The following is a 26,949-nucleotide window of genomic DNA, read 5'->3' on the forward strand; positions in this document are numbered from 1 at the left end:
CGAAAAAGTCATGCGGCGCCGGGCGATCTGCCCGTTCTTTCCGCATGTCACAAGCCCGTGAGTTTGTTGCGCTGCGCGATTTTGAATCGAAGTGCTTTGTGAAGGGGCGCAACGCCCCTGAATAATCACGGAGCAAGATCATGAAGTTTGTGAAACTCGTTATGGCGGTGGCTGTCAGCGTGGCGACAGGCGCATACTGCACATTGGAAGCTGTCGCGCAGACCAACCCGCCGGTGGCGGCGAAGAATGTGGTGCTGGTGCACGGCGCCTGGGCCGACGGCTCAAGCTGGGGTGAGGTGATCCCGCGTTTGCAGGCCGCAGGATTGCATGTGACCGCCGTCCAGAACCCTCTTAGTTCCCTTGAGGATTCCGATGCGGCGACACGCCGTGTGCTCGCCCTTCAGGACGGTCCGACCGTGCTCGTTGCGCATTCATGGGGCGGCACAGTCATCAGCGATGTCGGCAACGATCCGAAAGTATCGTCGCTGGTTTACGTTGCTGCGCGGGCTCCCGATGCCGGAGAGGACTTCGTTGCGCTGTCCGGCAAATTCCCGACGGGTCCCGTGCGCGCCGGCATTCAGACCCATGACGGCTATACGCGTCTGTCGGAAGACTCGTTCCTGAAATATTTCGCCAACGGCGTTCCGCACAAGCAGGCCGAGTCGCTTTACGCGGAGCAGGGCGACACCGCGGCGTCGATCTTTGCCGGCCGCACCACGCAGGCGGCATGGCACGACAAGCCGTCATTCTATGCGGTGTCGAAGGACGACAAGACCATCAATCCCGATCTGGAGCGCTTCCTCGCCAAGCGCATGAACGCGACCACGGTCGAACTGGATGCCGGTCATCTGTCATTGGTCTCGCATCCGAAGGAGATCGCCGACCTGATCATCCAGGCTGCGGGTCAGCACAAGAGCTGATTGTTGCAGATTGCCGCGAGAGAGCGTGCATCCACTAAGTCGTCATTGCGAGGAGCGCTTGCGACGAAGCAATCCATTCCTTCTGTTCTGCTTCGCTCCGCTCGCAATGACGAAGAGGTCATTCCTGCCTCGCAATTTCCGTCACAACTTCACGTGCTCAACCAGGTAATCCAGAAAGGCCCGCACCCGCGCCGGCAGTTGTCCGCCATGGCCGACGAACACCGCATGGATCGGTTCGAGATCGCCCGGATTGAAGTCTTCAAGCACTGGCACAAGGCGGCCCGCCTTGATATCCGCATCGACATGAAAGCGGGCGAGCCGGGAGAGACCTGCGCCTGCAACGGTCAGCCGTTGCATGGCCTCGCCGTCTGAAACCAGCGCAGTACCGACAGGCGGCACGGAGACGATGCCGCCGCTGCTGTCACGAAACGGCCAGCCGTCCATCTGCTTTGAAAAGCAGAAGCCGAGCATATTGTGCTTGGCAAGATCGGCGGGCGTGCGCGGCGTTCCGTGGTCCGCGAGATAGGCGGGCGCCGCGACCACGACCATCCGGCTCTCGCCGAGCTTGCGCGCGAGCAGACGGGACTCGCGCAGCGGTCCCACGCGGATGGCGATGTCCGCGCGCTCTTCCATCAGGTCCACCACCGTATCGGTCAGCGCCACGTCGACATTGACGCCGGGATGCAACTTGAGAAATCCGGGCAATAGCGGCAGCAGCCAGTGCAGCCCGAACGGCACGCTGGTATTGACCCGTACGCGGCCGCGCGGGGTTGCGCCGATTGCGGCTTCGCGCTCCGCCGTATTGATATCGTCGAGAATGCGGATGCTGCGGTCGTAATAGGCCGTGCCTTCCGGGGTCAGTTGCAGCTTGCGGGTCGACCGGTTGATGAGGCGCACGCCGAGCCGGGTTTCCAGCCGCGCCACCAGTTTGCTGACCGCGGATGGCGTCATCCGGAAGGCGCGCGCCGCCGCCGAAAAGCCGCCCAGTTCCACCACACGGGCGAACACTTCCATTTCGCCGGATCGGTTGACGTCCTGACGTGCCATTGTGACTTTGTTTCACAAATATTGTTACTTATGGCAGTCTAGTTCACGAATGGCTTTGCGTCCACTTCTCCGAAGTTGCCGGCGGTCGGCCGGATTCGCCTGAGGGATGCTCCATGCCACTCGCACTTTATGCGCTCACCGCCGGCGCTTTCGGAATCGGCGTCACTGAATTCGTCATTATGGGCCTGCTGATCCAGGTCGGCGCCGATCTCGGCGTCTCCATTCCGGCTGCGGGCCTGCTGATCTCGGGTTATGCGCTTGGCGTCGTTGTCGGCGCCCCGATCATGACCATCGCCACCGCCCGCTGGCCGCGGAAGACGGCGCTGCTGGTGCTGATGGCGGTCTTCACCATCGGCAATCTGGCCTGCGCCCTTGCGCCGAACTACTGGACCCTGATGGCCGCGCGTGTGCTCACGGCCTTCGCGCATGGCACATTCTTCGGGGTCGGCTCGGTGGTCGCCACCTCGCTCGTGGCGTCCGACAAGAAGGCATCGGCCATCGCGATCATGTTCACGGGCCTGACCGTCGCCACCATTCTCGGTGTGCCGTTCGGGACCTGGCTCGGTCAGCATTTCGGCTGGCGTGCAACATTCTGGGCCGTGACGCTGGTTGGTGTGGTTGCTTTCGCCATCATTGCGCTGCTGGTGCCGGCCAGCAAGGAAGCGCCTGAAGCCTTCAATCTCAGGGAAGATCTTGCGGTTCTCAAGCGCGGCCCCGTGCTCGCTGGCTTGCTCACAACGGTGCTGGGATGGGTCGGCGTATTCGCTGTCTTCACCTATCTCGCGCCGCTGCTGACCAAGGTCACGGGCTTCTCCGATGCTGCCGTGTCGCCGATCCTGCTGGTGGTCGGCATCGGATTGCTGATCGGAAACCTGCTCGGTGGACGGTTCGCCGACAAGCGGCTCATGCCTACCGTATTTGGCAGTCTGTTCGCACTCTCGGTTGTGCTCGCACTGATGACATTCGCGGTTCACAACAAGATTGCAGTGGTTGCCTTTGCCGCTCTGTTTGGTGTTGCAGCGTTCGCGACGGCTCCGCCGCTTCAGATGTGGGTACTGGACAAGGCGCATGGTGCCGGCCAGTCGCTGGCCTCGAGTTTCAACATCGCGGCGTTCAATCTCGGCAATGCTATCGGTGCGTGGCTCGGCGGTGTTGTGATCGATCGCGGACCGGGCCTGGAGTCGGTGCCATGGATCGCGGCGCTGGTGCCGCTGGCTGGTATGGTGCTGGCGATGGCGAGTTATCGGCTTGAGGTGCGCGCGAAGCCGGTTCCGGCCCCTGTTTGCCCCGCTGCCGCCGAATAGCGGACGAAGTCGGGCCTTTCCGGCCTATTTGAAAAGAATCGTGTATTTTTCCGAGCTGGCCGGGCTTGTCCCGGCCAGCTTCGTCTGTTTGAAGGACGTCATGGATGCCTGAGACGGCGTCCCCCCGTGACTGGAAGATATTGATGAGACTGCCGCGCGAGATCGGACCCATTCACTTCGTCGGAATCGGCGGCATCGGCATGAGCGGCATTGCCGAGGTGCTGTGCAATCTCGGCTACACCGTGCAGGGCTCGGACGCTTCCGAGAATGCCAACGTCACCCGGCTGCGCGACAAGGGCATCAAGATCAGCATTGGCCACAAGGCCGAGAACGTGAACGGCGCGGACGTGATGGTGGTCTCCACCGCCATCAAGCGCGACAATCCTGAATTGATGGCGGCGCGCGGATTGCGCATTCCGGTGGTGCGCCGCGCCGAAATGCTGGCCGAGCTGATGCGGCTGAAAAGCTGCATCGCCATTGCCGGCACCCACGGCAAGACCACCACGACCTCGATGGTCGCGACCCTGCTCGATGCGGGCAATATGGACCCCACCGTCATCAATGGCGGCATCATCAATGCCTATGGCACCAACGCACGTCTCGGCGCAGGTGACTGGATGGTGGTGGAAGCCGACGAGAGCGACGGCACATTTCTCAAGCTCCCCGCCGACGTGGCCATCGTCACCAACGTCGATCCCGAGCATCTCGATCACTTCAAGACGTTCGAGGCCGTGCAGGATGCGTTCAGGGCTTTCGTTGAGGGCGTGCCTTTCTACGGCTTTGCGGTGATGTGCATCGATCATCCGGTGGTGCAGGCGCTGGTCGGCAAGATCGAAGACCGCCGCATCATTACCTATGGCGAGAACCCGCAATCCGACGCGCGGCTTGTCGACCTGGTGCCGTTCAGCGGCGGTTCGAAGTTCAAGGTTGCGTTCCGTCATCGCAAGACGGATGCGGCTCACGAGATTTCCGATCTGGTGCTGCCGATGCCGGGCCGTCACAACGCGCTGAACGCGACGGCGGCAATCGCCGTCGCGCACGAGATCGGCATCTCGGACGATGCGATCCGCACGGCGCTGGCAGGCTTCGGCGGCGTAAAGCGGCGCTTCACGCGCACCGGCGAGTGGAACGGCGTGACCATCATTGATGACTACGGCCATCATCCGGTGGAGATCGCCGCCGTGCTCAAGGCTGCGCGTGATTCCACCAAGGGCAAGGTGATCGCCGTGGTGCAGCCGCACCGCTACACGCGCCTGCAGTCGCTGTTCGAGGAATTCTGCACCTGCTTCAACGATGCGGATACGGTCATCGTTGCGGATATTTATGCAGCAGGTGAAGACCCGATCCCGGGCGTGGATCGCGATGCGTTCGTGCTAGGTCTGCGCGCGCACGGCCATCGTGAAGTGATTCCGCTGCCCGGCGTGGACAAGCTTGCGTCGGTGGTGCGCGATGTCGCCAGGCCCGGCGACTTTGTGGTTTGTCTCGGTGCGGGCAACATCACGCAGTGGGCCTACGCGTTGCCGGATGAGTTGAAGGCGCTGGGCAAGTAGCGTGGCCTTTCCCGACATCAGCGCCGATCTGAAATCCGCGATGCCCGGTCTGCGCGGGCGTCTGCTGGCGAATGAATCGCTCGCGCCGCTGACATGGTTTCGCGTCGGCGGCCCGGCGCAGGTTCTGTTCACGCCTGCCGATGAGGACGATCTCGCTTACTTCCTTATGAGGCTGCCGCAGGAGATTCCGGTTTATACGGTTGGCGTCGGTTCGAACCTGATCGTACGCGATGGCGGCGTGAGCGGTGTTGTCATTCGCCTGTCGCCACGCGGATTCGGCGAGGTGAGGGCCGAGGGCGATATGGTTCGCGCCGGCACCGCCGCGCTGGACAAACGCGTGGCGGAGACTGCTGCCGCCGCCAACATCGGCGGGCTCGAATTCTATTTCGGGATTCCCGGCTCGATCGGCGGCGCGCTGCGCATGAACGCGGGCGCCAATGGTGGCGAGACCAAGGACGTCCTGGTCGAGGCGCGGGGCGTCACGCGCGCGGGCGAGAAGGTCACGTTCTCGAACGCCGACATGAAATTCGTCTATCGCAATTCGGGTGTCGACACGTCGGTGATTTTCACTTCCGCGCTTTATCGCGGGCGCGTCACCGATCCCGAGACGATCCGCACCCGCATGGCCGAAGTGCAGAACCACCGGGAAACCGCGCAGCCGATCCGCGAAAAGACCGGCGGATCGACCTTCAAGAATCCGCCGGGTCACAGTGCGTGGAGACTGATCGATGCGGCGGGGATGCGCGGCTTCCGCGTCGGCGGAGCGCAGGTCTCCGAGATGCACTGCAATTTTCTGATCAACACCGGCAACGCGACCGGGCACGACATCGAGACGCTGGGCGAAACCGTGCGCGCGCGGGTCATGGAGAATTCAGGCATCGATCTGCATTGGGAGATCAAGCGGATCGGCGTCGCGCTGCCCTAGTTCAGCTTTTCTAGTTTAAAGGGCGCGGCGTGATCGCTTCGGGCAGCGACAGAAGCTGCGCCAGAGGCGCCGGCGAGACCCTGAATGCGCCGTTGAACGGATATTCCTGCAGCGCGATGATTCCCAGTGTGACGATCACCGCGCTTGAAAACACGGTCATCGAAGCAGCGAATGCGCGCGGGCGTTCGAGATGAACGAGGGCGATCGCCACCTGCGTGAACAGCGCCAGCAGGATCACGACGAGCCATTTCAGGTCGTTCGTGTGGTCCGACGAGATGGCCACGCGCTCGTTGCGCGTTGTGCCGATCCGCAGTGCGGAGCCAAGCATTGCGGATTGGACGGCAGAGCCCGACGCTTTTCCGATTGATGGGACGCTTACTTCGTGCAGCAGGTCGTCGTATGCGGCCCCTGTGATCGGCGACGTCTGGCCCCTGTCGAGCGTCGGCCACTCGTCGGTGACGACCGATGTGACATACACTTTGATCGCCCTGCGAATGGACTGCATGTCCGAGACCGACGCCACGCTCAGCGTATGAAGGTTGTGGATTTCACCGGCTTCCGTTTCGACGGCGCGATGGGCGCGCCGGTTGCGTTCGCTGACATCGTTGGCGAGGAAGCCGGTCAGGAGCGCGAACAGGATTGCAACCGAACCGAAGAATGGCGCGACCACGCCGGTCAGCGATTGCACGTGCCGGGCCAAAGGGCTGCGAAAAGAGATCAGCGCCAGAAACAGCGAGAAGCCGAAATAAAGCACGATAAGGACGGCAAAAATTCCGATCGCGGACAGGTCGAGCCAGGCTCGGATCATGAAAATAGCCTTCTTGTTGAGCCTCGCTGCCGGCTCCGTTTCCTGTGTCACGGCAACAATACCTGAACTGGTGCGGCTTGGTCATCGGCTCAAATCAGCGTAGGTAGGCGTATCGGGAGAGATCATGAATCAATTCAAACACGTCGCAGTGCTGATGGGCGGATGGTCGTCGGAGCGGGAGGTCTCGCTGCGCTCTGGTAAGGCTTGCGCCGATGCGCTGGAGCGCAAGGGCTACAAGGTCACGCGCATCGACGTGAAGCGCGACATCGCGACCGTTCTCGAACAGTTGAAGCCGGATGCGGCGCTGGTGATGTTGCACGGCAAGCCCGGCGAGGACGGCACCATTCAGGGCGTGCTCGAAACGCTCGGGATTCCCTATTCGCACTCCGGCGTGCTGTCGTCGTCGCTGGCGATGCAGAAGGATCTCGCCAAGACGGTGATGGCGACAGCGGGGGTGCCGGTGCCGGAAGGGCTGACGCTGACCCGCGCCGAAGTGGCCAAGGGGCACGCCATGGCGCCGCCTTATGTCATCAAACCGGTGGCGGACGGCTCCAGCGTCGGGGTTTTCATCGTCACCGAGGCCCATGCCCACCCTCCGCAGGAGCTGTTCCGCGAGGACTGGCCCCATGGCGACCAGCTTCTGGTCGAGAAATACATCGCGGGTAAGGAACTCACCTGTGCCGTCATTAACGGCGAGCCGACGGGGGTGATCGAGATCGTACCTTTAATCAAATTCTACGATTACGAGGCAAAGTACTCTCCGGGCGCATCAAAACACATCCTGCCTGCACCTATTTTACCTTTTGTTTACCAGGAAGTCCGAAGGTTAACGCTGGCGGCGCATGTGGCGCTTGGCTGCCGGGGCGTAAGCCGTGCGGATTTCCGTTACGACGATCGCATCGAGGGAACAGGGGGATTGACCTGCCTCGAGGTAAACACCCAACCCGGCATGACCGAGACGTCACTTGTTCCAGAGCTTGCGGCTCACGCAGGCGTAACATTTGACGAGTTGGTGCAATGGATGGTGGAGGACGCCTCTCTCGATCGGTGAGATCGCAGAGGCCCCAATCTAATCCTCAGACGAGGGGCGCTTCCGCAGCCCAGCGTCCGCGCGCCCGCGCGCAGGGTGCGGCTCGCCGCGCGAACACCGCACCCGTCACCCGATACGAAGAGCCGCAATGGATCGCCGTGCTGGAGCGCCGGCGTCCGCGCGGCTTCGGACTGTTCGCGACCGCCGTGGTGCTGATCGGCGCCGCCGTGCTGGGCGTGGTCAAGGGCGGTCACACCGACGAAGTGCTCGGGGCGCTGAGCGACGCCCGCAACGCTGCGGCCAATTCCGTCGGCTTCCGAATCACCAGCGTCGCTATCACCGGCCGCAAACAGCTTACGCAGGACGAGATTCTCGCCGTCGGCGGCGTCACCGGCCGCTCGTCGCTGCTGTTTCTTGATGCCGCGACCGCGCGCGACAAGCTGAAGGCCGACCCGTGGATTTCCGACGCCACCGTGCAGAAGCTTTATCCGGGCCGCTTGCAGATCGACATCACCGAGCGCTCGCCCTTCGCGCTGTGGCAGGAAAACGGCCGGGTGTCGGTAATTTCGTCCGACGGAACGGTGCTAGAGCCCTATGTGGCGCGGCGTTTCGTGTCGCTGCCGCTGGTGGTGGGCAAGGGTGCGGAAACCCGCGCCAAGGATTTCCTCGGACTGCTGGCGCAGTACCCGCAGGTGCGCTCGCAGGTGAAGGCGATCGTGTTCGTCGGCGAGCGGCGCTGGAATCTGCGTCTGGCCGACGGCGTCGACGTTCGCCTGCCGGAATTCGAGGTCGAGAAGGCGCTGGCGACCCTATCCAAGATGGACAAGGAGACCGGCCTGTTCTCGCGCGACATCACCGCCATCGACATGCGGCTGCCGGATCGGCTGACCGTGCGCCTGTCGGAGGACGCGGCCAAGGCGCGCAATGATCTGCTCAAGGACAAGAAAACCCCGAAGAAGGCTGGAAGCGCATGACCAGTCTTGATGGCGTTCAAACCCCGAAGACCCGGCAGATGCCGCCGAACAAGACGGCGCTCGTCGCCGCACTCGACATCGGCACCAGCAAGATCGCCTGCCTGATCGCGCGGCTGAAGCCGTGCCCGCCGAGCGATGCGCTGCGCGGCCGGACCCATGCCGTCGAACTGATCGGGCTGAGCCATATCCAGTCGCGCGGGGTCAAGGCCGGCGCAGTGGTCGATCTCAATGAATGCGAGCAGGCCGTGCGTCAGGCCGTGGCGCTGGCCGAGCGGATGGCCAAGGTCCGCGTCGAATCGGTGCTGCTGTCGGTCTCCGCCGGCCGCCTGCAAGGCGCTATGGTCGAGGCCTCCTCGGAATTGCGTGGCGGCGCGGTGACGCCTGCCGATATGAGCCGCGTCATCAGCGCCGGCATGCATCATGCGACCCCGCGGGGACGCACGGTGCTTCACGTTCTGCCCGCCACTTACTCGCTGGACGGCGTCAAGGGCGTCCGCGATCCGAGCGGAATGGTCGCACGCCATTTCGGCATCGACATGAACGTCATTACGGCCGACGCGACGGCGGCAAAAAACCTGATGCTGGTGGTCGAGCGTTGTCACCTCAACGTCGAGGCCATGGCTTGCGCGCCTTACGCGTCCGGGCTTGCGGTTCTGACCGACGATGAAGCCGATCTGGGTGCCGCCGTCGTCGAGATGGGTGCGGGCACCACGACGATCGCGACCTATTCCGCCGGTCAGTGCGTTCACGCCAGCGGATTTGCCGTCGGCGGACAACACGTGACGATGGATTTGGCGCGCGGTTTAGGTGCGTGCATTGCGGATGCCGAGCGAATCAAGACGTTATATGGCACCGTGCTGACCGGCGGTTCTGACGCGCGCGAAGTCATGAGTGTGCCGACGGTAGGTGGTCACGACGGTGACGCGCCGCAGATTGTATCCCGCGCCACGATTGCAAACATCGTGAAGCAGCGGGTCGAGGAGATTTTTGAGATGGTCAGGGACCGGCTCGCGGATTCCCCCTTTGCGGCAGAGCCGCGGGCGCGAGTGGTATTGACCGGCGGCGCATCGCAGCTCACCGGCATTCCGGATCTCGCCAGCCGCATTCTCGGCCGCGAGGTGCGTATCGGGCGTCCGCTCGGCTTCGGCCGGCTGCCCAACGAGGCCAAGAGTGCATCATTCGCGGTGCCGACCGGCCTGCTGGTCTATCCGCAATTCGCACACCTTGAACACGTCGAACCGCGGCACACGCGGCAGCTCATGACAGGGACTAACGGCTACTTCGGAAAGGTCGGCAGATGGCTTCGAGAGGGCTTCTGATGATCTCAACACCGGATCGGACCAATTCATCAACCGCTTTGGCGTGCAGCCCAAGCCCCCACGCGCGCGCATAATCGAGAGGCAACCATGACCATCAATCTCACACCCCCGGATGTTCGCGAGCTGAGGCCACGCATCACCGTGTTCGGCGTCGGCGGCGCGGGCGGTAACGCTGTCAACAACATGATCTCCGCCGGTTTGCAGGGGGTCGATTTCGTCGTCGCCAACACCGACGCGCAGGCCCTCACCATGTCGAAGGCCGAACGCATCGTGCAGATGGGCACCCAGGTCACCCAGGGTCTCGGCGCGGGTTCGCAGCCGGACGTTGGCGCCGCGGCGGCCCAGGAAGTCATCGATGAGATCAAGGATCACCTCTCGGGCGCGAACATGGTGTTCGTCACCGCGGGCATGGGCGGCGGCACCGGCACCGGCGCAGGCCCCGTGATCGCTGCGACCGCGCGCGAGATGGGGATACTCACCGTCGGCGTCGTCACCAAGCCGTTCCACTTCGAAGGCCAGCGCCGCATGCGCACGGCGGAGGCCGGCATCGCCGAGCTTCAGAAGGTGGTCGATACGCTGCTGATCATCCCGAACCAGAACCTGTTCCGCGTCGCCAACGAGAAGACCACGTTCGCCGACGCCTTCGCGATGGCCGATCAGGTGCTCTATTCGGGCGTCGCCTGCATCACCGACCTGATGGTGAAGGAAGGCCTCATCAACCTCGACTTCGCCGACGTCCGCGCCGTGATGCGCGAAATGGGCAAGGCGATGATGGGCACCGGCGAAGCCACCGGCGAGAAACGCGCGCTGACTGCGGCGGAAGCTGCGATCGCCAACCCGCTGATCGACGATTCGTCGATGCGCGGGGCGCGGGGCCTGCTGATCTCGATCACCGGCGGCAAGGATCTGACGCTGTTCGAAGTCGACGAAGCTGCCACCCGCATCCGCGAGGAAGTCGACAACGACGCCAACATCATCGTCGGCGCGACGTTCGATGAAACCCTTGAAGGCGTTATCCGCGTGTCGGTGGTTGCCACCGGCATCGACACGGTCGCTGCCAGCCGCGCCGCTCCGGCGCCGCAGGTCACTTCAGGTGCACCTGAAAGCCGCCTTGCCGAATTGACGGCGCGTCTGCGCGCCGACAACCAGCGTATGGCCGAGCGCGCGCAGCAGCAGAAGACCGCTGCCGCACCTGCGCCGGTGCGTGCCACCGCCGACCAGATCGACCGCGCGGCGCTTGCTGCCATCGCGGAAGCCGTGTCGCCGACGGAGCGTCCGGCTCCGGCGCCGATGCAGCCCGCCGCCTATGGCGACGTCAGCGTGCGTCCGATTCCGCCGAAGCCCTCGCTGTTTCCGGATCACGACGAGCCGATGAATCTCCAGGAAGCCGCCCCGCCTGCGTCGTTCATTCCACAGCCTGCCGAGCGCATGCCGCTCCGTGCGCCGCGGATGCCGCAGTTTGAGGAGTTGCCGGTTCCTGCGCAGAACCAGATCCGTCAGGCGCGCGGCGAGACCGCCGAGGAGCATCCGCCTCAGAAGCGCGCTTCGCTGCTGCAGCGTCTGGCCAATGTCGGCCTCGGCCGCCGCGACGAGGAAACCGAGCCGCCGATCGCCGCCCGTGCGTCCGGCCCGGCCATGCCATCGATGCCGCCGTTGCCCGAACGTAAGCCCCAGCGTCCGGTTCCTGCCGAGTTCGGTGGACCCGGCGCTCCGGTATCTGAATACGCTCGACGCCCGGCACCTCAGGGGCTTGATTCGCACGGACGTCCGGCTCCGGCCGCACCGCAGGGCGGTGGGGAGGACCATCTGGATATCCCCGCCTTCTTGCGGCGCCAGGCCAACTGACAATTGTTACAATCGCTGAATGCGACAATGCCCCGGTCACAGGCCGGGGCATTTGCATGAGGCGCCCGCGCAGTTGCCGGGGTGTAAATTAAATATTTGTTTTTCCTGATAAAATCCTTGCGTTACAGGGTGCCCGGGATCGGGTGAAAGCCGTCCCGGGGATCGGGAAAATGGCCAGACCGGCGGCGTGATTGCGGCGAGTTTGGGGTAACAATCTGTAAACAAGCGTGAGTGGCGCTCTTTGTTGCAGAGGTTAAGGTTCTCGCACTTGGGGACGATCCACGGTCGCACCGCCGGCTCAACAGGCGAAACCAGTTCGGTTACAGCGACTTGGGATGACTAAAACTTTGGGCAATCGGGAATGAAATCGAGTCGGCAGACAACGCTCCGGTCGCAGGTCACCGTGACGGGCATCGGCGTTCATTCTGGATCTCCGGTCAGTGTGACGATCGGACCAGCCGAAATCAATTCAGGTTTCATCTTCACCCGCGCTGATCGTGAAGTAGCCGCCATCGCGGCCTCCGTCATCGCCACTGATTTCGCGACCGTGCTGGGCGACGACCAGGGTCCGCTCGTTTCCACCGCCGAACATGTTCTGGCCGCGCTGCGCGGCATGGGCGTCGATAACGCCACCATCGAAGTCGATGGGCCTGAAGTGCCGATCATGGACGGCAGCGCCGCGCCCTTCGTGGATGCGATTGATCAGGCCGGCATCGTTCAGCAGAACGCAGCTCGCCGGTTCATCGAAGTTTTGAAGCCCGTACAGATCGAGATGGGCGAATCGTTCGGCGAACTCCGCCCCCATGCCGGCGGGTTCCGCGCCGAACTCGAAATCGACTTTGCCAATTCTTCAATCGGCCGACAGGCTTACGCCTTCGACCTCGACGCCGGCAGCTTTCGCCGCGATATCTGCCGCGCCCGGACCTTCGGCTGCGTCGGCGACGTCAACAAGCTCTGGAGCGCGGGCTACGCCCTCGGCGCTTCGCTTGAGAATTCCGTCGTGTTCGATGACACACGCGTCCTGAACACCGAAGGCCTGCGCTACGCCGACGAATGCGTCCGCCACAAGGTTCTCGACGTGGTGGGCGATCTGGCGCTGGCCGGCCTGCCGCTGATCGGCCTCTATCGCTCGGTGCGTGGCGGTCACAAGCTCAACCATGCCGTGCTCACCGCGCTGATGGCTGATCGCCATGCCTGGCGGATCGTGGAAGCTGTCGAGCCGGTGCTCGAACGTCCGGCGGTTGCACGCCGCGCCGCGCGAGGCCACGCCGATGTCGCGGGCGGCATGGTCGCCGTAGCCTACGGCCCGGACGTCTCCTGAGCGTTTGCCGTTTGCGCGCTGACGGGTTTCGAAACTCCCTATTCGTCGGTTGACCGGGGTACCGTTTAACCAAGCCATTGTTGAACTGCTGAAATCCGCCTTAATCCCGGCGAATTGTCCACCTATCCGGTTGGTTAAGGCCCGTTTTTCAGTTACATAGGCGCGCTGAACGAGCCTTTGGGGATTGTTTGTGCGGCGATGGCGGCAGCAGGCTGGTCAGCGACCCAAACCAAGTCGGATTCAAATTCAGGTCGGCCCAAACGTATGACGCTCGAACTGCGCAATAGTCCCGACCCGTCCCTGATGAGCCGTATCGGCCGTCAGGCGCGCCTTGCGTTCGGCCTGATGGTTCTGGCCGTGCCGCTCAGCGGCTGCGGCACCGGCGCCCTGTGGGACAAGTATTTCGCCAAGGAAGAAACCTTCGTCGATGAACCGGCGGACAAGCTCTACAACGAGGGCTTGTACCTGATGAACAAGAAGGGTGACCGCAAGTCGGCGATGAAGAAGTTCGAAGAGGTCGACCGCCAGCATCCGTATTCGGAATGGGCGCGTAAATCTCTTTTGATGTCGGCCTACGCGGCCTACGAGAACGGCGACTACGACGAGTGCATTTCCTCCGCCAACCGCTACGTCGCGTTGCATCCTGGCAGCCCCGACGCCGCCTATGCGCAGTATCTGATCGCCGCCTCGAACTTTGACCAGATTCCGGACGTTTCGCGCGACCAGGGCCGTACCGAGAAGTCCATCGCTGCGCTTGAGGAAGTGATCCGCAAGTATCCGACGTCGGAATACGCTACCAGCGCCAAGCGCAAGATCGAAGCCGCCCGCGACCAGCTCGCCGGCAAGGAAATGACCGTCGGCCGCTACTACATGGACAAGAAGGACTACACGGCGGCGATCAACCGCTTCAAGGTCGTGGTGACTCAGTACCAGACCACCCGGCATGTCGAAGAAGCGCTGGCGCGTCTTACCGAGGCCTATATGGCGATCGGCATTGTCGGCGAGGCGCAGACCGCCGCCGCCGTGCTTGGCCACAACTTTCCTGACAGCCGCTGGTACAAAGACGCCTACAATCTTGTAAAGTCCGGCGGTGTCGAACCGGCCGCCAACAAGGATTCGTGGATGACCCGCGCATTCAAGAAGGTTGGCCTCGGCTGATCTTCTCGTTGCAGGACTAACTCCGCATGCTGGCCCGCCTTTCGATCCGCGACATCGTCCTGATCGAGCGGCTCGATATCGATTTCCTCAAAGGTCTGGCTGTCCTCACCGGTGAAACCGGCGCGGGCAAATCCATCCTGCTGGATGCGTTCGCGCTGGCGCTTGGCGGGCGCGGCGATGCGAGTCTGGTCCGCAACGGGGCCGAGCAGGGCCAGGTCACGGCCGTGTTCGATGTTCCGAAGAAGCATCCCGCCAGCGCTATCCTCCGCGAGAACGGCCTCGACGATACCGGCGAGATGATCCTGCGGCGGGTGCAGCTTGCCGACGGGCGCACCCGCGCTTTCCTCAACGATCAGGCGATCAGCGTGCAAACCCTGAAGGCGGTCGGCAGCACACTGGTGGAAATCCACGGCCAGCATGACGAGCGCGCGCTGGTGGACACCGCCACGCATCGGCGGCTGCTCGATGCCTTCGCGGCCCTCGAGAAGGACGTGACCGCCGTCGAAGCACTCTGGGATGCGCGCCGCGCCGCCCGAACGGCGCTGGACGAGCATCGCGCCGGGATGGAACGCGCCGCCCGCGAGGCGGACTATCTGCGCCACGCCTCGGATGAGTTGAAGAAACTCAATCCGCTGGAAGGCGAGGAGACCTCGCTGGCAGAACGCCGCACCGTGATGATGCAGGGCGAGAAAATTGCCGAGGATTTGCGCGAGGCGCAGGCCGCGGTCGGCGGTCCGCAATCGCCGGTCTCGTCGCTGGCAGCGGCCGTGCGCCGGCTGGAGCGTCGTGCGGGCACTGCGCCGGCGCTGATCGAGCCCGCGGTGAAGGCGATGGACGCCGCGATCAATGCGCTGGAAGAAGCCGACCAGCATCTCAATGCGGCGCTGATCGCCGCGGACTTCGATCCGCTCGAACTGGAACGGATCGAGGAGCGGCTGTTTGCATTGCGCGGAGCTGCGCGAAAATACTCGACACCGGTCGACGGGCTGGCGGCGCTGGCGCAGCGTTATGCTTCGGACGTCGCGCTGATCGACGCCGGCGCGGACCAGTTGAAGGTTCTGGAAAAGGCGGCCACCGCCGCCGACAAGGCTTATGACGCGGCTGCGCAGAAGCTTTCCGCCGCGCGCAACAAGGCCGCCGAGAAGCTCAACAAGGCCGTCAATTCCGAACTCGCGCCCCTCAAGCTCGACCGCGCGAAATTCTCGACGCAGATTGAATCTGATCCGGCATCACCCGGACCGCAGGGGTTCGACCGCGTCGAATTCTGGGTGCAGACCAATCCGGGCACCAAACCGGGACCGCTGATGAAAGTCGCGTCCGGCGGCGAGCTGTCACGCTTCCTGCTGGCGCTGAAGGTGGTGCTGTCCGATCGCGGTTCGGCGCCGACGCTGGTGTTCGACGAAATCGATACCGGTGTGGGCGGCGCCGTGGCCGACGCCATCGGCGCGCGGCTGGCGCGGCTGGCCGAGAAGGTTCAGGTCATGGCCGTGACCCACGCACCGCAGGTGGCGGCGCGCGCGGATCAGCATCTCTTGATCTCCAAGGATGCGCTCGACAAGGGCAAGCGTGTCGCGACGCGGGTGGCGACACTGGCCAAGGATCATCGCCGCGAGGAAATCGCGCGCATGCTGGCAGGTGCGGAGATTACCGCCGAGGCGCGCGCGGCGGCAGACCGGCTGCTCAAAGCCGCGACCGCGTGAGGCGCGTCATGGCAGTGAAACCGAAGAAGGCTCCCATCGCCGTCGACAAGCTCACCGAGACGCAGGCCAAGGTCGAGCTTGTACGTCTCGCGTTGGAGATCGAACGTCACAACGAGGCCTACTACAACGAGGACGCGCCGAAGATTTCAGACGCAGCCTATGACGAACTGCGTAAGCGCAGCGACGCTATCGAGGCGCGGTTTCCCGGTCTCGTTACACGGGACTCGCCATCGCAGAAAGTTGGGGCTGCACCCACGGGCCGCTTCGCCAAGGTGCCGCACAGCGTGCCGATGCTGTCGCTCGGCAATGCGTTCAGTGACGAGGATGTCACCGATTTCGTTGATCGGGTGCGGCGGTTTCTGAAGCTTGGTGAGGATGAGATTCCGGCCATCGTTGCGGAGCCGAAGATCGACGGGCTGTCGCTGTCACTGCGTTACGAGGATGGCGTTCTGGTACGCGGCGCGACACGCGGCGACGGCTCGGTCGGTGAAGACGTCACAGCCAACGTGCGGACCATCGCCGACATCCCGCATAAGCTGAGGGGCCGCAACATTCCGGCCGTCTGCGAAATCCGCGGCGAAGTTTATATGCTCAAGAAGGACTTCCTCGCGCTGAACAAGCGGCAGGCGGACGCCGAAGATACCGTATTCGCCAATCCGCGCAATTCGGCTGCGGGCTCGCTGCGCCAGAAAGACGTGTCGGTTACCGCGTCGCGGCCGCTGAAATTTTTCGCCTATGCCTGGGGCGAGATGAGCGAGATGCCGGCCAAGACCCAGTTCAAGATGATTGAATGGATGGAGAAGGCCGGTTTTGTCACCAATCCGCTCACCACGCTGTGCGACAGTGTCGAAGGTGTCCTGAAATTCTACCGCAAGATCGAAGCCCAGCGCGCCAAGCTCAGCTATGACATCGATGGTGTGGTCTACAAGGTCGATCGCCTCGACTGGCAGGAGCGGCTCGGCTTCATCACGCGCACGCCGCGCTGGGCGATCGCACACAAGTTCGCCGCCGAACAGGCGACCACGGTTCTCAACGATATCGAAATCCAGGTCGGGCGCACCGGGGCGCTGACGCCGGTAGCGAAACTCGCACCGGTGACTGTTGGGGGCGTGGTGGTGCAGAACGCGACGCTGCATAACGAGGATTACATCAAGGGCATCGGCAACGATGGCCAGCCGATCCGTGAAGGCGTCGATATCCGTATCGGGGACACGGTGATCGTGCAACGCGCGGGCGACGTGATCCCTCAGATCGTCAGTGTCGTGCTCGACAAGCGGCCCGCGTCCGCGAAGCCGTACAAGTTTCCGACGGTGTGTCCCGCTTGCGGCAGTCATGCGGTGCGTGAGGAAGATCCCAAGACCGGCAGGCCTGACTCGGTGCGCCGCTGCACCAATTCTCTCGCCTGTCCCGCGCAGGCGAAGGAGCGGCTGAAGCACTTCGTCGCCCGCAATGCGTTCGATATCGATGGGCTTGGCGACAAGCAGATCGAGGAGTTCTTCACCGACGGTCTGGTGATGTCGCCGGTCGATATTTTTACGCTCGAAAAACGCGATGCGCGATCGCAGAAAAAGCTGGCCGACCGCGAAGGCTTCGGCGCAACATCGGTACGCAATCTGTTTGCGGCCATCGATGCGCGGCGGACCATCGCGCTGCATCGCTTTATCTTTGCGCTCGGCATTCGTCATGTCGGCGAGGGCAACGCCAAGCTGCTGGCCCGGCACTACGGCACGGTCGAGGCATTCCGCGCGGCGATGATCGCGGCGGGTGAGGGGCCGCAGTCCGAGGCCTATCAGGATCTCAACGGGATCGAAGGTGTCGGCGCGGTTGTCGCAAACGCGCTGGTCGAGTTCTTCAAGGAGCCGCACAGCGTCAAGGCAGTGGACGATCTGCTCGGTGAGATCGAGGTCCAGCCTGCGGAGAAGGCGAAGACCGACTCCCCGATCGCGGGAAAGATCGTGGTGTTCACCGGGTCGCTGGAGAAATTCACCCGCGAAGAAGCCAAGGCCACGGCAGAACGTCTCGGCGCCAAGGCGTCCGGCTCGGTGTCGAAGAAGACGGACTATGTGGTCGCGGGACCGGGCGCGGGCTCCAAGCTGGCCGAGGCGAACAAGCTCGGCGTCCAGGTGCTGACCGAAGACGAATGGCTGGCGCTGGTGGGTGGTGGTTAACCCCACCTCTCCCGTGGGGAGAGGTCGACTTCGCAGCAGCGAAGTCGGGTGAGGGCGTAGAATCTCTCGATAGATCCAGAGCCCCTCACCCCAACCCTCTCCCCGCCGGGGAGAGGGAGTAGCAGCATTGAGGTGGCGAAGCCTCGATCTAAAGGGAAGTGGTTGCCCTAGATCAGCCCCGTCTCTTCGGCTTCCGCTTCGACAATCTTTTCCGTTGTCACCGCGACATGCGTGCGCGGCACCAGCAGAACGATCACGACGGCGCATGATGCCGAAATGATCAGGATCGCGATGTTGAGCGGCAGCGGCGTTGTGAACTGGCCGCCGAGGAATGCGCCGAGCTGAGAGCAGAGGGAGCCGAAGCCCATTTGCAGGAAGCCCATCGTACCGGCGGCCGTGCCTGCGGCCTGCGGACGAATGCTGATTGCGCCAGCGGAGGCGTTGGCCATCGCGAAAGCATTCCCGAACATCACGATCATATGCGTGCCGAACAGCCACAGCGGCATCTGGTTGAGTCCGGTGACGCCCCAGATGACATTGATAATCGATCCGCCGATCTGAAGCGCGATTCCGAGCCAGATCATACGGTCGATGCCATGGCGCGGAGACAGGCGCACCGACACCAGATTGCCGAGCAGGTAAGCCAAGCCCGACGTTGCGAACCACAGTCCGTATTCGGCGGTGGAGCGGTGCATCTGGTTGACGACGATGTAAGGACCGCCTCCGGCGAAGGTGAAGATGATCGCGGAGGCCAGCATTTGACACAGCACATAGCCGAAGAATACGCGGCTGGCCGACAGCGCGCGCACATCCTTGAAGAATCCGCCGTCCTCCGCCGGTCCGCGTGCCGGTCGGGTTTCCGGCAGACCAGCCGCAATTCCCGCCGCGACGGCGACCGACGTCGCCGCCATGAAATAGAAGATGGCGCGCCAGCCGAAGCTGGTTTCCAGCAAACCGCCGATCAGCGGGCTGAGCAACTGCGCGATCATCATCACCGCGATCACAAGGCTGATCATGCCGCCGACGCGCTCGCGCGGGTAGAGATCGCGGATGATGGCGCGGCTCATCACCATGCCGGTGGCGCCGCCCAGCGCCTGCAGGAAACGTCCGGCAATCAGTTGCGGCAGGGTCTGCGCGAACATGCAGATGACGGTCGCAATCACTGCAAGGCCGAGCCCCGCCAGCAGCACCGGCCGCCGCCCGAAGCGATCCGACAATGACCCGGTCACGAGTTGCGAGATCGCCAGCCCGACCATGAACAGCGAGACATTGAGCTGCACGGCGGAGACGTCGCTGTTCAGTGTCTTCGCGAGGATCGGCAGCGCGGGTACCAGAATGTAGAGCGAGACCGGCGCAAGGCCGTTCATCGCCACCAGCATCAGCAGCAGTTTCCACATGGCGGGCGTTGCAGCCTTCACGGCTGCGATCTTTGGTTCGGTCACGTTGTCCGGACTCTTGTTCGTTGTATTCAGCGCGCGGCTTTCACTGTCTCTCGTGTGTCATGGGTTCGGTCGCTGCGTCCAGCCACACTTTCGTCGCCTCGTCGACCAGCGGGCGGATCTCCTGGCGGACTCGCGCGTGATAATCGTTGAGCCAGCGCAGCTCCTGTTTGCTGATGCGGTTGGCGTCGATCAGCCGCCGGTCGATCGGCGCGAGCGTCAGGGTCTCGAACGCGTTCATCTGCTTTTCCGCACCCTCGATCCTGGCCTCGACCACCAGTTCGAGATTTTCGATGCGGATGCCGAAAGCGTCGGTCTTGTAGTAGCCGGGCTCGTTGGACAGGATCATGCCGCGCTTGAGTGGCGTGGTGCCGAGCTTGGAAATGCGGGCCGGGCCTTCGTGCACCGACAGATAACTGCCGACGCCGTGACCGGTGCCGTGATCGAAGTCGATGCCGGCGTGCCACAGAAACTGCCGTGCGAAAGCGTCGATCTGCGCTCCGGTAACGCCGTCGGGAAACACCGCGCGCGAAATGGCGATATGCCCGCGCAGCACGCGGGTGAACCGGTCGCGCATCTCGTCTGTCGGCTCGCCGATGGCGATGGTGCGGGTGACGTCGGTGGTGCCGTCCTCATATTGCGCGCCGGAATCGATCAGCAGCAGGTCGCCCGGCGCGATGCGGCGATTGGACTTGCGGGTGACGCGGTAATGCACGATGGCGCCGTTCGGGCCGGTGCCGGAAATCGTCGGGAAAGACACGTCTTTCAGCACCCCGGTTTCGCGGCGGAAGGTTTCCAGGGCTTCGACGGCGTCGATCTCGGTGAGTTTACCGCTCGGTGCTTCCTTGTCGATCCACGCCAGAAACCGTACCAGCGCCGCGCCGTCGCGTTTATGCGCTGCGCGAGTGCCCGTCATCTCGGCGGCGTTCTTCACGGCCTTCAGCATGGCGACCGGATCGGTCACCCGCACCGGCTTGCCGCCTTCCGCCGCGATCATGCGGCTCAGCGCGTCGGCAGCGGTCGCTGAGTCGAGACCGATGGCGGCCTTGGTGCGCGACAGTTCGGCGAGCTTCGGCATCAAGGCATCGGGCTCTTCGACGGTGGCGTTCTTCTCCAGATGATCGCGCGCGCTGTTCGACAGTTTGCGGTGATCGATGAAGATGGTCGGCCTGCCGTCTTTCGGGACTAGTGCGTAGGATAAAGGCAGCGGAGTGTGCGCAACATCCGCGCCGCGGATGTTGAAGGTCCAAGCCACGGCGTGAGAATCCGACAGCACCAGTGCATCGATGTTGAGCTTCGCGATCTCCCTGCGGATACGCGCGAGCTTGTCGCTTTCGCTCTCACCGGCGAATTGTGCGGGATGAACTTTCACTGCCCCGAGCGGCGGGGCAGGCCGATCATTCCAGATCGAATCGACCGGATTGCTGTCCACCGCAACCAGTTCAGCACCCGCCTTTTCGCAGGCCTTGGCGAGGCGCTCCGCTGCTGCCGAAGTGTGCAGCCATGGGTCAAATCCGAGGCGGTCCCCCGGCGAAAGGTTCGCGGTCAGCCAGGTTTCCGGCGGGGGGTCGATCAGGGATTCGATGGTCCACGCGGTCGCATCGACCTGCTTGGCCGCCTGGATCATGTAGCGCCCGTCGACGAAAACCGCGGCTTTTCCGGTCAGGACGGCGGCCAGTCCCGCCGAGCCGGTAAAGCCTGTCAGCCACGCCAGCCGCTCGTCGGAGGGCGGCACATATTCGTTTTGCTGGCTGTCGGCGCGGGGAATTACGAATCCCGTCAGTTGCCGGCGCAGCAATTCCTCGCGAAATGCGGACAGCCGCGCGGTCAGCGCAACGCCGCCTTCGGGCTCTTCAAATGTCTGGAACTGGGCTTCGAACATCGCTCGACCTTAGGATTCCGGGGCGGGGGCGGCAATCGGCTGCCGACGTCCGCAAGGGTGGCATGACTTGTGCTTATACATACTCAACCCCGCTTCCAACGACGGCTGTGGGGATTAACAGGTGACGGGGAACGGTTTGGCGATTGCAACTGTTGAGGTTACTGCGGCGCCAGGAAATGCGGAGGGGTGTGTTTTCCAACTCAATGAAGAGGGGACAGGGCATGCCAGCTTTTATGTTTGAGAAGATTTCGGCTCCGGCTCGCGCAAGCACTCCGGCGGTGACAATCAAGGAGCCACGCGGGGTTATCGTTCAGATGCTCGACCGGCTGACGGAAAGCCGGTTGCAGCGTGAAGCCCGCAGGGCGCGATTTGAGGCTGGCTATACCGAGGCGGACATCACGCCCCACCGGATGAGACGGGAATAATCCCGACAATTGAGCGCAAGGTTTCAGCGCCGTTGCATCAAGAGGCTGCTCCAGCCTTCGATCTGAATTCGCTTGAGCAGCTTCAATCCTGCGCCGCGATAGGCGGCGACCACGCTGCTCGCCTGGTGCGGCAGCAATCCCGATAGAATAACGAATGCCTGCGGAGCCAGATGCGCCGCCAGCGACGGCGCAAGCTGCCGCAGCGGGTTGGCGAGAATGTTCGCCAGCACCAGTCCGAACGGACCGTTGGCCGCAAAATGCGGCGACTGAAATCCGGCGGCATGGATCGCCTCGACCCAAGTCCCGGCGCCGTTAAGCTGTGCATTTTCCCGCGCCACGGCCACCGAGCGGGGATCGATATCGCTGGCCAGCACGCGCCGCCGAAGCGCCTTGGCGGCCGCAATGGCCAGGACGCCGGTGCCGGAGCCGAGATCGAGCACGCGCTTCGGGGTGCGCCGGTTCAGGACCTGATCGAGCAGCAGCAGGCAGCCGCGGGTGGTGCCGTGATGGCCGGTGCCGAATGCGAGCGCGGCTTCGATCTCGATCCCGATCTTGTTGGGCGGGACGCGCTCGCGGTCGTGGCTGCCGTGGACGACGAACCGTCCGGCATTCACCGGCACCAGATCCGCGAGGCTGGCCTTGACCCAGTCCTTGGTCTCGACCGTGCTGAAGATGATCGACTGGGCCGCCGCGTCGCCGGCGGTCTCCGTCACCAGCGCCCGGATGAAGTCCTCATCCGGGGCTTCGGCGAAATGCATGGTGATGTCCCAGCGGCCGCCCGGCACCTCGAAGGCGGCAATGGCGAGGTCGTGGCTGGGGTAACGTTCGGTGATGGCATCCACAATGCGGCTGGCCGTGCGCTCATCGCCAATGGCGAAGGTGGCCTGCGTCGCGGGTGAGGAAGGAGATGACATCAGGGACGGGTCCAAATGGCTGAAATCACAGACTGCTTGGCCTATTTCCCCACAGTCTGTCCACAGGTTAGGGGCGTGCAGGGACCAGGTTCTTCACAGGTTCTTAACCAGAGTTTTCCACACGTTAGTGAAGCTTTAACCATACGGAATTCCACAGGTTATCCACAGGCTTACCCACAGCTTTTCAACAGCCGTGCGGGCCACTTCAAGTGAATAATCCTTGATGATCTTTCAGAATCACCTGGGCGGCGTTGTGCCCCGGTGCACCGGTCACGCCGCCACCGGGATGGGCGCCCGAGCCGCAGTGATAAAGCCCCTTGAGAGGTCCCCGATAGTCTGCGTGGCCGAGCATCGGGCGGGCCGAGAACAACTGGTTGAGCGACAGCGCGCCATGGAAAATGTCGCCGCCGAGCAACCCGAATTCCCGTTCGAGATCGAGCGGCGACAGCACCTGCCGCTCGATGACGCTGCGGGCAAATCCCGGAGCGTAGCGATCCACGGTGGCGATCATCAGGTCGGCAACCTCGTCGCGATGATCGTCCCAGGACCGGCCACCCGGAAGCTGAGGCGCGACATGCTGACAGAACAGACTGGCGACATGCTTGCCGGACGGGGCCAGCGAGTCATCGAGCGTGGAGGGGATCAGCACCTCGACCACCGGCTCGCGGCTCCAGCCATGTTGGCGGGCCTCGAGCCAGGCGCGGTCCATGTAGCCGAGGCTCGGCGCGAGGATGATGCCGGCGGTGAGATGGTCGCCAGGGCCGGGCAGCGCCTTGAACGAGGGCAGCGCCGACAGCGCCACGTTCATCCGGAAGGTCCCCGAGCCGTTGCGCCAGTTCGTGATTCGGTCGAGGAACGGCTTCGGCAATGCGTCCGCCGGGATCAGCCCGGTGTACAGCAGCTTCGGATTGACGCCGGACACGATATAGCTTGCGCGGACCGTTTGGCCGTTGTCCAGGATCACCCCAATGGCGCGGTCGTTCTCGACGATCACCTCGCGGACCCCGGCATCGGTCTCGATCTGCGCCCCATGGGCGCGCGCGGCCGCAGCCATCGCCTGCGTGATCGCCCCCATGCCGCCGATGGCGTGGCCCCACAGCCCCTTCCGGCCGTTCACCTCTCCGAACGCGTGATGCAGCATGACGTAGGCCGAACCCGCCGCGTAGGGGCTGGCATAGTTGCCGACGATAGCGTCGAAGCCGAACAGCGCCTTGACCAGATCGCTCTCGAAGCGGTCATCGAGCATGTCCCCCGCAGAGCGGGTGAACAGGTCGAGCAGGGTGCGCTGGCTCTCCAGCGTCAACCTGCGCAGGATGTTGGCGGTGCCGGCCGCGTTGATAGCTTCGCGGATCGCGTGGAGGCCGAAGCCTTCGACGATATTCGGGGGCGCGCGGAGCACAAACGCGCGCAGCACGTCGGCAATGGTTTCCAGTTCGCGATTGAACTCGTCGATTTGCAACGCATCCCGTTCGCTGAATTTTGCGATCGATTGATGTGTGCGGCCGTCGCCGGTCAGCAGATAGCGTCCGTCCGGCGCGGGCAGAAAGTTCTGCGCGCGGCGCTCCACGATCCGCAGGCCGTGGCGATGCAATTGCAGGTCCGCAATGACCTTCGGATTGAGCAGGCTGACCGTGTAGGCGGCCACCGAATTGCGGAAACCGGGATGGAATTCCTCGGTCACTGCCGCGCCGCCGACCACCTTGCGGCGATCCACCACCTTCACGCGCAGGCCATTCATCGCGAGATAGGCCGCGCAGGTCAGGCCGTTATGGCCTGCACCGATGATGAGTGCATCGTAATCCGACATGGCTCAGTCATAATCGCGGGGCGCGTCACGTGCGAGTGATTTCTGTCACGCGCATGTTATTGCCCGCTTGTGAAGGCTATGCTCCACTCCGCGCCGCGTCCGGTGATTTGCCGGAAACTGTCCCGGAGCTTCCATGATTTCAGTGCCGTCCGATACCGCGAGCCAGTCCACCGGCGCGAGGAATACGCTTGTCCTGGTGGTCTATACCGCCGCGATCTTCACCAGTGCCCTGCTGCTGTTTTCGGTGCAGCCGCTGTTCACGAAGATGGTGCTGCCCCGGCTCGGCGGATCGCCCGCGGTCTGGTCGGTGGCGATGGTGTTCTTCCAGTCGCTGCTGCTCGGCGGCTACGCCTACGCGCATTACCTGATGACGCTGAAAAGCCGGACCGCGCCGGTGGTTATTCACCTTGTACTGCTGGCGGTCGCGCTGCTCACATTGCCGCTGTCGATCGCGGGCGGGTGGGGCGAACCGCCGGCCAGCGGCTACGCATTCTGGCTGCTGGGCTTGTTCGCGGTCTCGATCGGGCTGCCGTTTTTCGCGCTCGCCGCCAACAATCCGATGTTGCAGGCCTGGTTCGTCCGCACCGGGCATCCTGACGGTCCCGATCCGTATTTTCTCTACGCATCGTCGAACATCGGAAGCTTCCTCGCGCTGCTGTCCTATCCCGTGCTGCTGGAACCGATGTTCTCGCTGCGGACCCAGAACCTGATCTGGACCGGCGGCTATGCGCTGCTGATCGTGCTGATCGCGGCATGCGGCGTGCTGCTGCTTCGCTCCCCGCCGATGACGGTCGCCGCGGTCAGCGCCAGCGAAGGCGACGCGCCGGCGCCGACGTGGCCGATGCGGCTGCGCTGGATATTCCTTGCAGCGGTTCCGTCGGGTCTGCTGATCGCGGTCACGGCGCATATCTCCACCGACGTTGCTGCAGCCCCGCTACTGTGGGTGCTGCCGTTGTCGCTGTATCTGCTGACCTGGGTGCTGGTGTTCCAGTCGCGTCCGCTGCTGCCGCATGATCTGATGCTGTCGTTGCAGCCGTTCGCGATTGCCGGCGTCATGGTTCTGCTGGTGGTCGGCGGCGAGCAGAACCTGCTGGCGACACTCGGCGGCCATCTGCTTTGCTTCTTCATCATCGCCATGGCCTGCCATGGCGAGCTGGCGCGCACGCGTCCGGCGGCTCAGTATCTCACCGGCTTCTACGTTGCATTGTCGTTCGGCGGCATGGTCGGCGGTTTGTTCGCCGGCCTGATCGCGCCCTACACGTTCTCGTGGATTGCGGAGTATCCGATTCTGCTGGCGCTGGCCGCGCTATGCCGCCCCGCGGAGACATCCATCGCCCGCGGCGGCTTTGCGCTGTGGGGTCTCGCGGCTGTTGCCGCGCTCGCCCTGATCGGACTGTCGTTCAGGGAAGGGGGCACGTCCGGGTTGTTCGAGACCAACAGGATCTGGCTGGTCGCCGGCGTGGCTTTTGTCATGGTGGTGCTTGCGGTGCTGTGGAAGATCAACCGCTGGCAAATCACCGCACTGGTGGTGCTGGGGTTGATCCTGATCCGGGTCTATCCCGCCGATGACGGACGCGTCGAGACGGTGCGCAGCTTCTTCGGCGTCCACAAGATCGTGGTGACCTCGAACGGCCAGTACCACGTGCTTATGCACGGCACGACGATTCACGGCGCAGAGAAATTTCTGGAAGACGACGGCTCGCCGGTGAAGGGCCGGCCGGAACCGATCAGCTACTATCACAAGGACGGCGGCATGGGCCGCGCCATCGCCGCCATCCGCGAGCGCAAGGGCGGTCCGATCCGCGTCGCGGTGATCGGTCTCGGCGCGGGCACGCTCGCCTGCCACTCGCAGCCCGGCGAGGACTGGAAGTATTTCGAGATCGACCAGACCATGGTCGATACCGCGCGCGATCCAAAATATTTCAACTACGTGAACGCGTGCGATCCCAACATGAAGCCGGTGATCGGCGACGCGCGGCTGACCTTCGCCAAGGAGAAGGACGGGACCTACGACCTCATCATCGTCGATGCCTATTCATCGGACGCAATTCCGATTCATCTGGCCACCGAAGAAGCAATGGCGATCTACAAGGCCAAGCTCGCGCCGCAGGGTGCGGTGGTGATGCATGTTTCCAACCGGCATCTCGAACTCGCGAGCGTTGTCGTCGGCATTGCCGAGGAAAATGATCTCAAGAGCTGGGTCTTCAATGAGGATTCCGGACGTGACGGCGAATACATCTTCACGACCAATGTCGTGATCTCGGCGCATGAAGAGGCGGACGTCGGCAAGATCGCGTCGGACGAGAAGTGGGTGCTGACGGAAGCCACCGAAGGCCAGCGGGTCTGGACCGACGACTATTCCAACGTACTTGGCGCAGTGTGGCGCAGGCTCAGGAATCCCGACGAATAGCTC

20 protein-coding genes are annotated in these 26,949 nt (G+C 63.5%); 14 read left to right on the top strand and 6 right to left on the bottom strand.

Annotation, left to right across the window (positions count from 1 at the left end):
• Positions 1–161: 161 nt before the first annotated feature.
• Positions 162–920 (top strand): alpha/beta fold hydrolase, encoded by a 759-nt coding sequence (locus tag ACP7AL_RS07460; RefSeq protein ID WP_425991646.1) that lies wholly within the window; start codon positions 162–164, stop codon positions 918–920.
• A gap of 141 nt (positions 921–1,061) precedes the next feature.
• On the opposite strand, the gene ACP7AL_RS07465 is transcribed toward ACP7AL_RS07460, so the two are convergent.
• Positions 1,062–1,967: a LysR family transcriptional regulator gene (locus tag ACP7AL_RS07465; protein WP_024920361.1), complete on the bottom strand. Its 906-nt coding sequence runs from the start codon at positions 1,965–1,967 to the stop codon at positions 1,062–1,064.
• A 113-nt stretch (positions 1,968–2,080) separates the two neighbouring features.
• On the opposite strand from ACP7AL_RS07465, the gene ACP7AL_RS07470 reads away from it, so the two are divergent.
• The 3 genes from ACP7AL_RS07470 (at position 2,081) to murB (ending at position 5,746) form a co-directional block, all read left to right on the top strand.
• A complete protein-coding gene (locus tag ACP7AL_RS07470; RefSeq protein ID WP_425990287.1) occupies positions 2,081–3,271 on the top strand; it encodes an MFS transporter in 1,191 nt (396 codons plus the stop codon).
• 143 nt (positions 3,272–3,414) lie between these two features.
• The gene (gene murC / locus ACP7AL_RS07475; RefSeq protein ID WP_425990289.1) at positions 3,415–4,821 is read left to right on the top strand and encodes a UDP-N-acetylmuramate--L-alanine ligase; all 1,407 of its coding nucleotides are present in this window, start codon (positions 3,415–3,417) and stop codon (positions 4,819–4,821) included.
• Between the two features lies 1 nt (position 4,822).
• Positions 4,823–5,746 carry a UDP-N-acetylmuramate dehydrogenase gene (gene murB / locus ACP7AL_RS07480; protein ID WP_425990291.1) on the top strand — a complete coding sequence of 308 codons (924 nt, stop codon included), beginning with the start codon at positions 4,823–4,825 and terminating at the stop codon, positions 5,744–5,746.
• A gap of 10 nt (positions 5,747–5,756) precedes the next feature.
• Here murB and ACP7AL_RS07485 read toward each other — a convergent pair whose 3' ends face one another.
• Positions 5,757–6,554, bottom strand: a complete 798-nt coding sequence (locus ACP7AL_RS07485) for a DUF4239 domain-containing protein (protein WP_006021711.1) — start codon at positions 6,552–6,554, stop codon at positions 5,757–5,759.
• 124 nt (positions 6,555–6,678) lie between these two features.
• On the opposite strand from ACP7AL_RS07485, the gene ACP7AL_RS07490 reads away from it, so the two are divergent.
• The 8 genes from ACP7AL_RS07490 (at position 6,679) to ligA (ending at position 18,069) form a co-directional block, all read left to right on the top strand.
• Entirely contained in the window at positions 6,679–7,605 is a 927-nt protein-coding gene (locus ACP7AL_RS07490) for a D-alanine--D-alanine ligase (protein WP_425990293.1), read from the top strand.
• On the top strand, positions 7,572–8,558 hold the full coding sequence (locus ACP7AL_RS07495) for a cell division protein FtsQ/DivIB (RefSeq protein WP_425990295.1): 987 nt from the start codon (positions 7,572–7,574) through the stop codon (positions 8,556–8,558). Before ACP7AL_RS07490 ends, ACP7AL_RS07495 begins: the two co-directional genes overlap by 34 nt.
• Positions 8,555–9,877, top strand: a complete 1,323-nt coding sequence (gene ftsA / locus ACP7AL_RS07500) for a cell division protein FtsA (protein WP_006021708.1) — start codon at positions 8,555–8,557, stop codon at positions 9,875–9,877. Before ACP7AL_RS07495 ends, ftsA begins: the two co-directional genes overlap by 4 nt.
• 87 nt (positions 9,878–9,964) lie before the next feature.
• Positions 9,965–11,722, top strand: coding sequence for a cell division protein FtsZ (ftsZ, locus tag ACP7AL_RS07505; RefSeq protein ID WP_425990297.1), 1,758 nt, complete (start codon positions 9,965–9,967; stop codon positions 11,720–11,722).
• A 361-nt stretch (positions 11,723–12,083) separates the two neighbouring features.
• Complete coding sequence (gene lpxC / locus ACP7AL_RS07510; protein WP_425990299.1) at positions 12,084–13,043, top strand: UDP-3-O-acyl-N-acetylglucosamine deacetylase; 960 nt, start codon at positions 12,084–12,086, stop codon at positions 13,041–13,043.
• Positions 13,044–13,307: 264 nt separating this feature from the next.
• Positions 13,308–14,201: an outer membrane protein assembly factor BamD gene (locus tag ACP7AL_RS07515; protein ID WP_006021705.1), complete on the top strand. Its 894-nt coding sequence runs from the start codon at positions 13,308–13,310 to the stop codon at positions 14,199–14,201.
• Between the two features lie 26 nt (positions 14,202–14,227).
• Positions 14,228–15,901 carry a DNA repair protein RecN gene (recN, locus tag ACP7AL_RS07520; protein ID WP_425990302.1) on the top strand — a complete coding sequence of 558 codons (1,674 nt, stop codon included), beginning with the start codon at positions 14,228–14,230 and terminating at the stop codon, positions 15,899–15,901.
• 8 nt (positions 15,902–15,909) lie between these two features.
• Positions 15,910–18,069, top strand: coding sequence for an NAD-dependent DNA ligase LigA (gene ligA / locus ACP7AL_RS07525; RefSeq protein WP_425990304.1), 2,160 nt, complete (start codon positions 15,910–15,912; stop codon positions 18,067–18,069).
• 167 nt (positions 18,070–18,236) lie between these two features.
• Here the strand turns inward: ligA and ACP7AL_RS07530 are convergent, their stop codons facing one another.
• Entirely contained in the window at positions 18,237–19,511 is a 1,275-nt protein-coding gene (locus ACP7AL_RS07530) for a multidrug effflux MFS transporter (protein ID WP_425990305.1), read from the bottom strand.
• Positions 19,512–19,551: 40 nt separating this feature from the next.
• Positions 19,552–21,390: an aminopeptidase P family protein gene (locus ACP7AL_RS07535; protein ID WP_425990307.1), complete on the bottom strand. Its 1,839-nt coding sequence runs from the start codon at positions 21,388–21,390 to the stop codon at positions 19,552–19,554.
• A gap of 221 nt (positions 21,391–21,611) precedes the next feature.
• Here ACP7AL_RS07535 and ACP7AL_RS07540 point away from each other — a divergent pair, with 221 nt between their 5' ends.
• A complete protein-coding gene (locus tag ACP7AL_RS07540) occupies positions 21,612–21,815 on the top strand; it encodes a hypothetical protein (protein ID WP_006021700.1) in 204 nt (67 codons plus the stop codon).
• Between the two features lie 23 nt (positions 21,816–21,838).
• Here ACP7AL_RS07540 and ACP7AL_RS07545 read toward each other — a convergent pair whose 3' ends face one another.
• Together ACP7AL_RS07545 and ACP7AL_RS07550 are read right to left on the bottom strand one after the other, a co-directional pair.
• Positions 21,839–22,729: a 50S ribosomal protein L11 methyltransferase gene (locus tag ACP7AL_RS07545; protein ID WP_425990309.1), complete on the bottom strand. Its 891-nt coding sequence runs from the start codon at positions 22,727–22,729 to the stop codon at positions 21,839–21,841.
• A gap of 205 nt (positions 22,730–22,934) precedes the next feature.
• Positions 22,935–24,536 carry a phytoene desaturase family protein gene (locus ACP7AL_RS07550; protein ID WP_425990311.1) on the bottom strand — a complete coding sequence of 534 codons (1,602 nt, stop codon included), beginning with the start codon at positions 24,534–24,536 and terminating at the stop codon, positions 22,935–22,937.
• 133 nt (positions 24,537–24,669) lie between these two features.
• On the opposite strand from ACP7AL_RS07550, the gene ACP7AL_RS07555 reads away from it, so the two are divergent.
• Positions 24,670–26,946, top strand: a complete 2,277-nt coding sequence (locus tag ACP7AL_RS07555) for a fused MFS/spermidine synthase (protein ID WP_024920350.1) — start codon at positions 24,670–24,672, stop codon at positions 26,944–26,946.
• Positions 26,947–26,949: the final 3 nt, after the last annotated feature.

It is taken from the genome of Afipia sp. DC4300-2b1 (genome assembly GCF_049895725.1).
GTDB lineage: Bacteria > Pseudomonadota > Alphaproteobacteria > Rhizobiales > Xanthobacteraceae > Afipia > Afipia broomeae.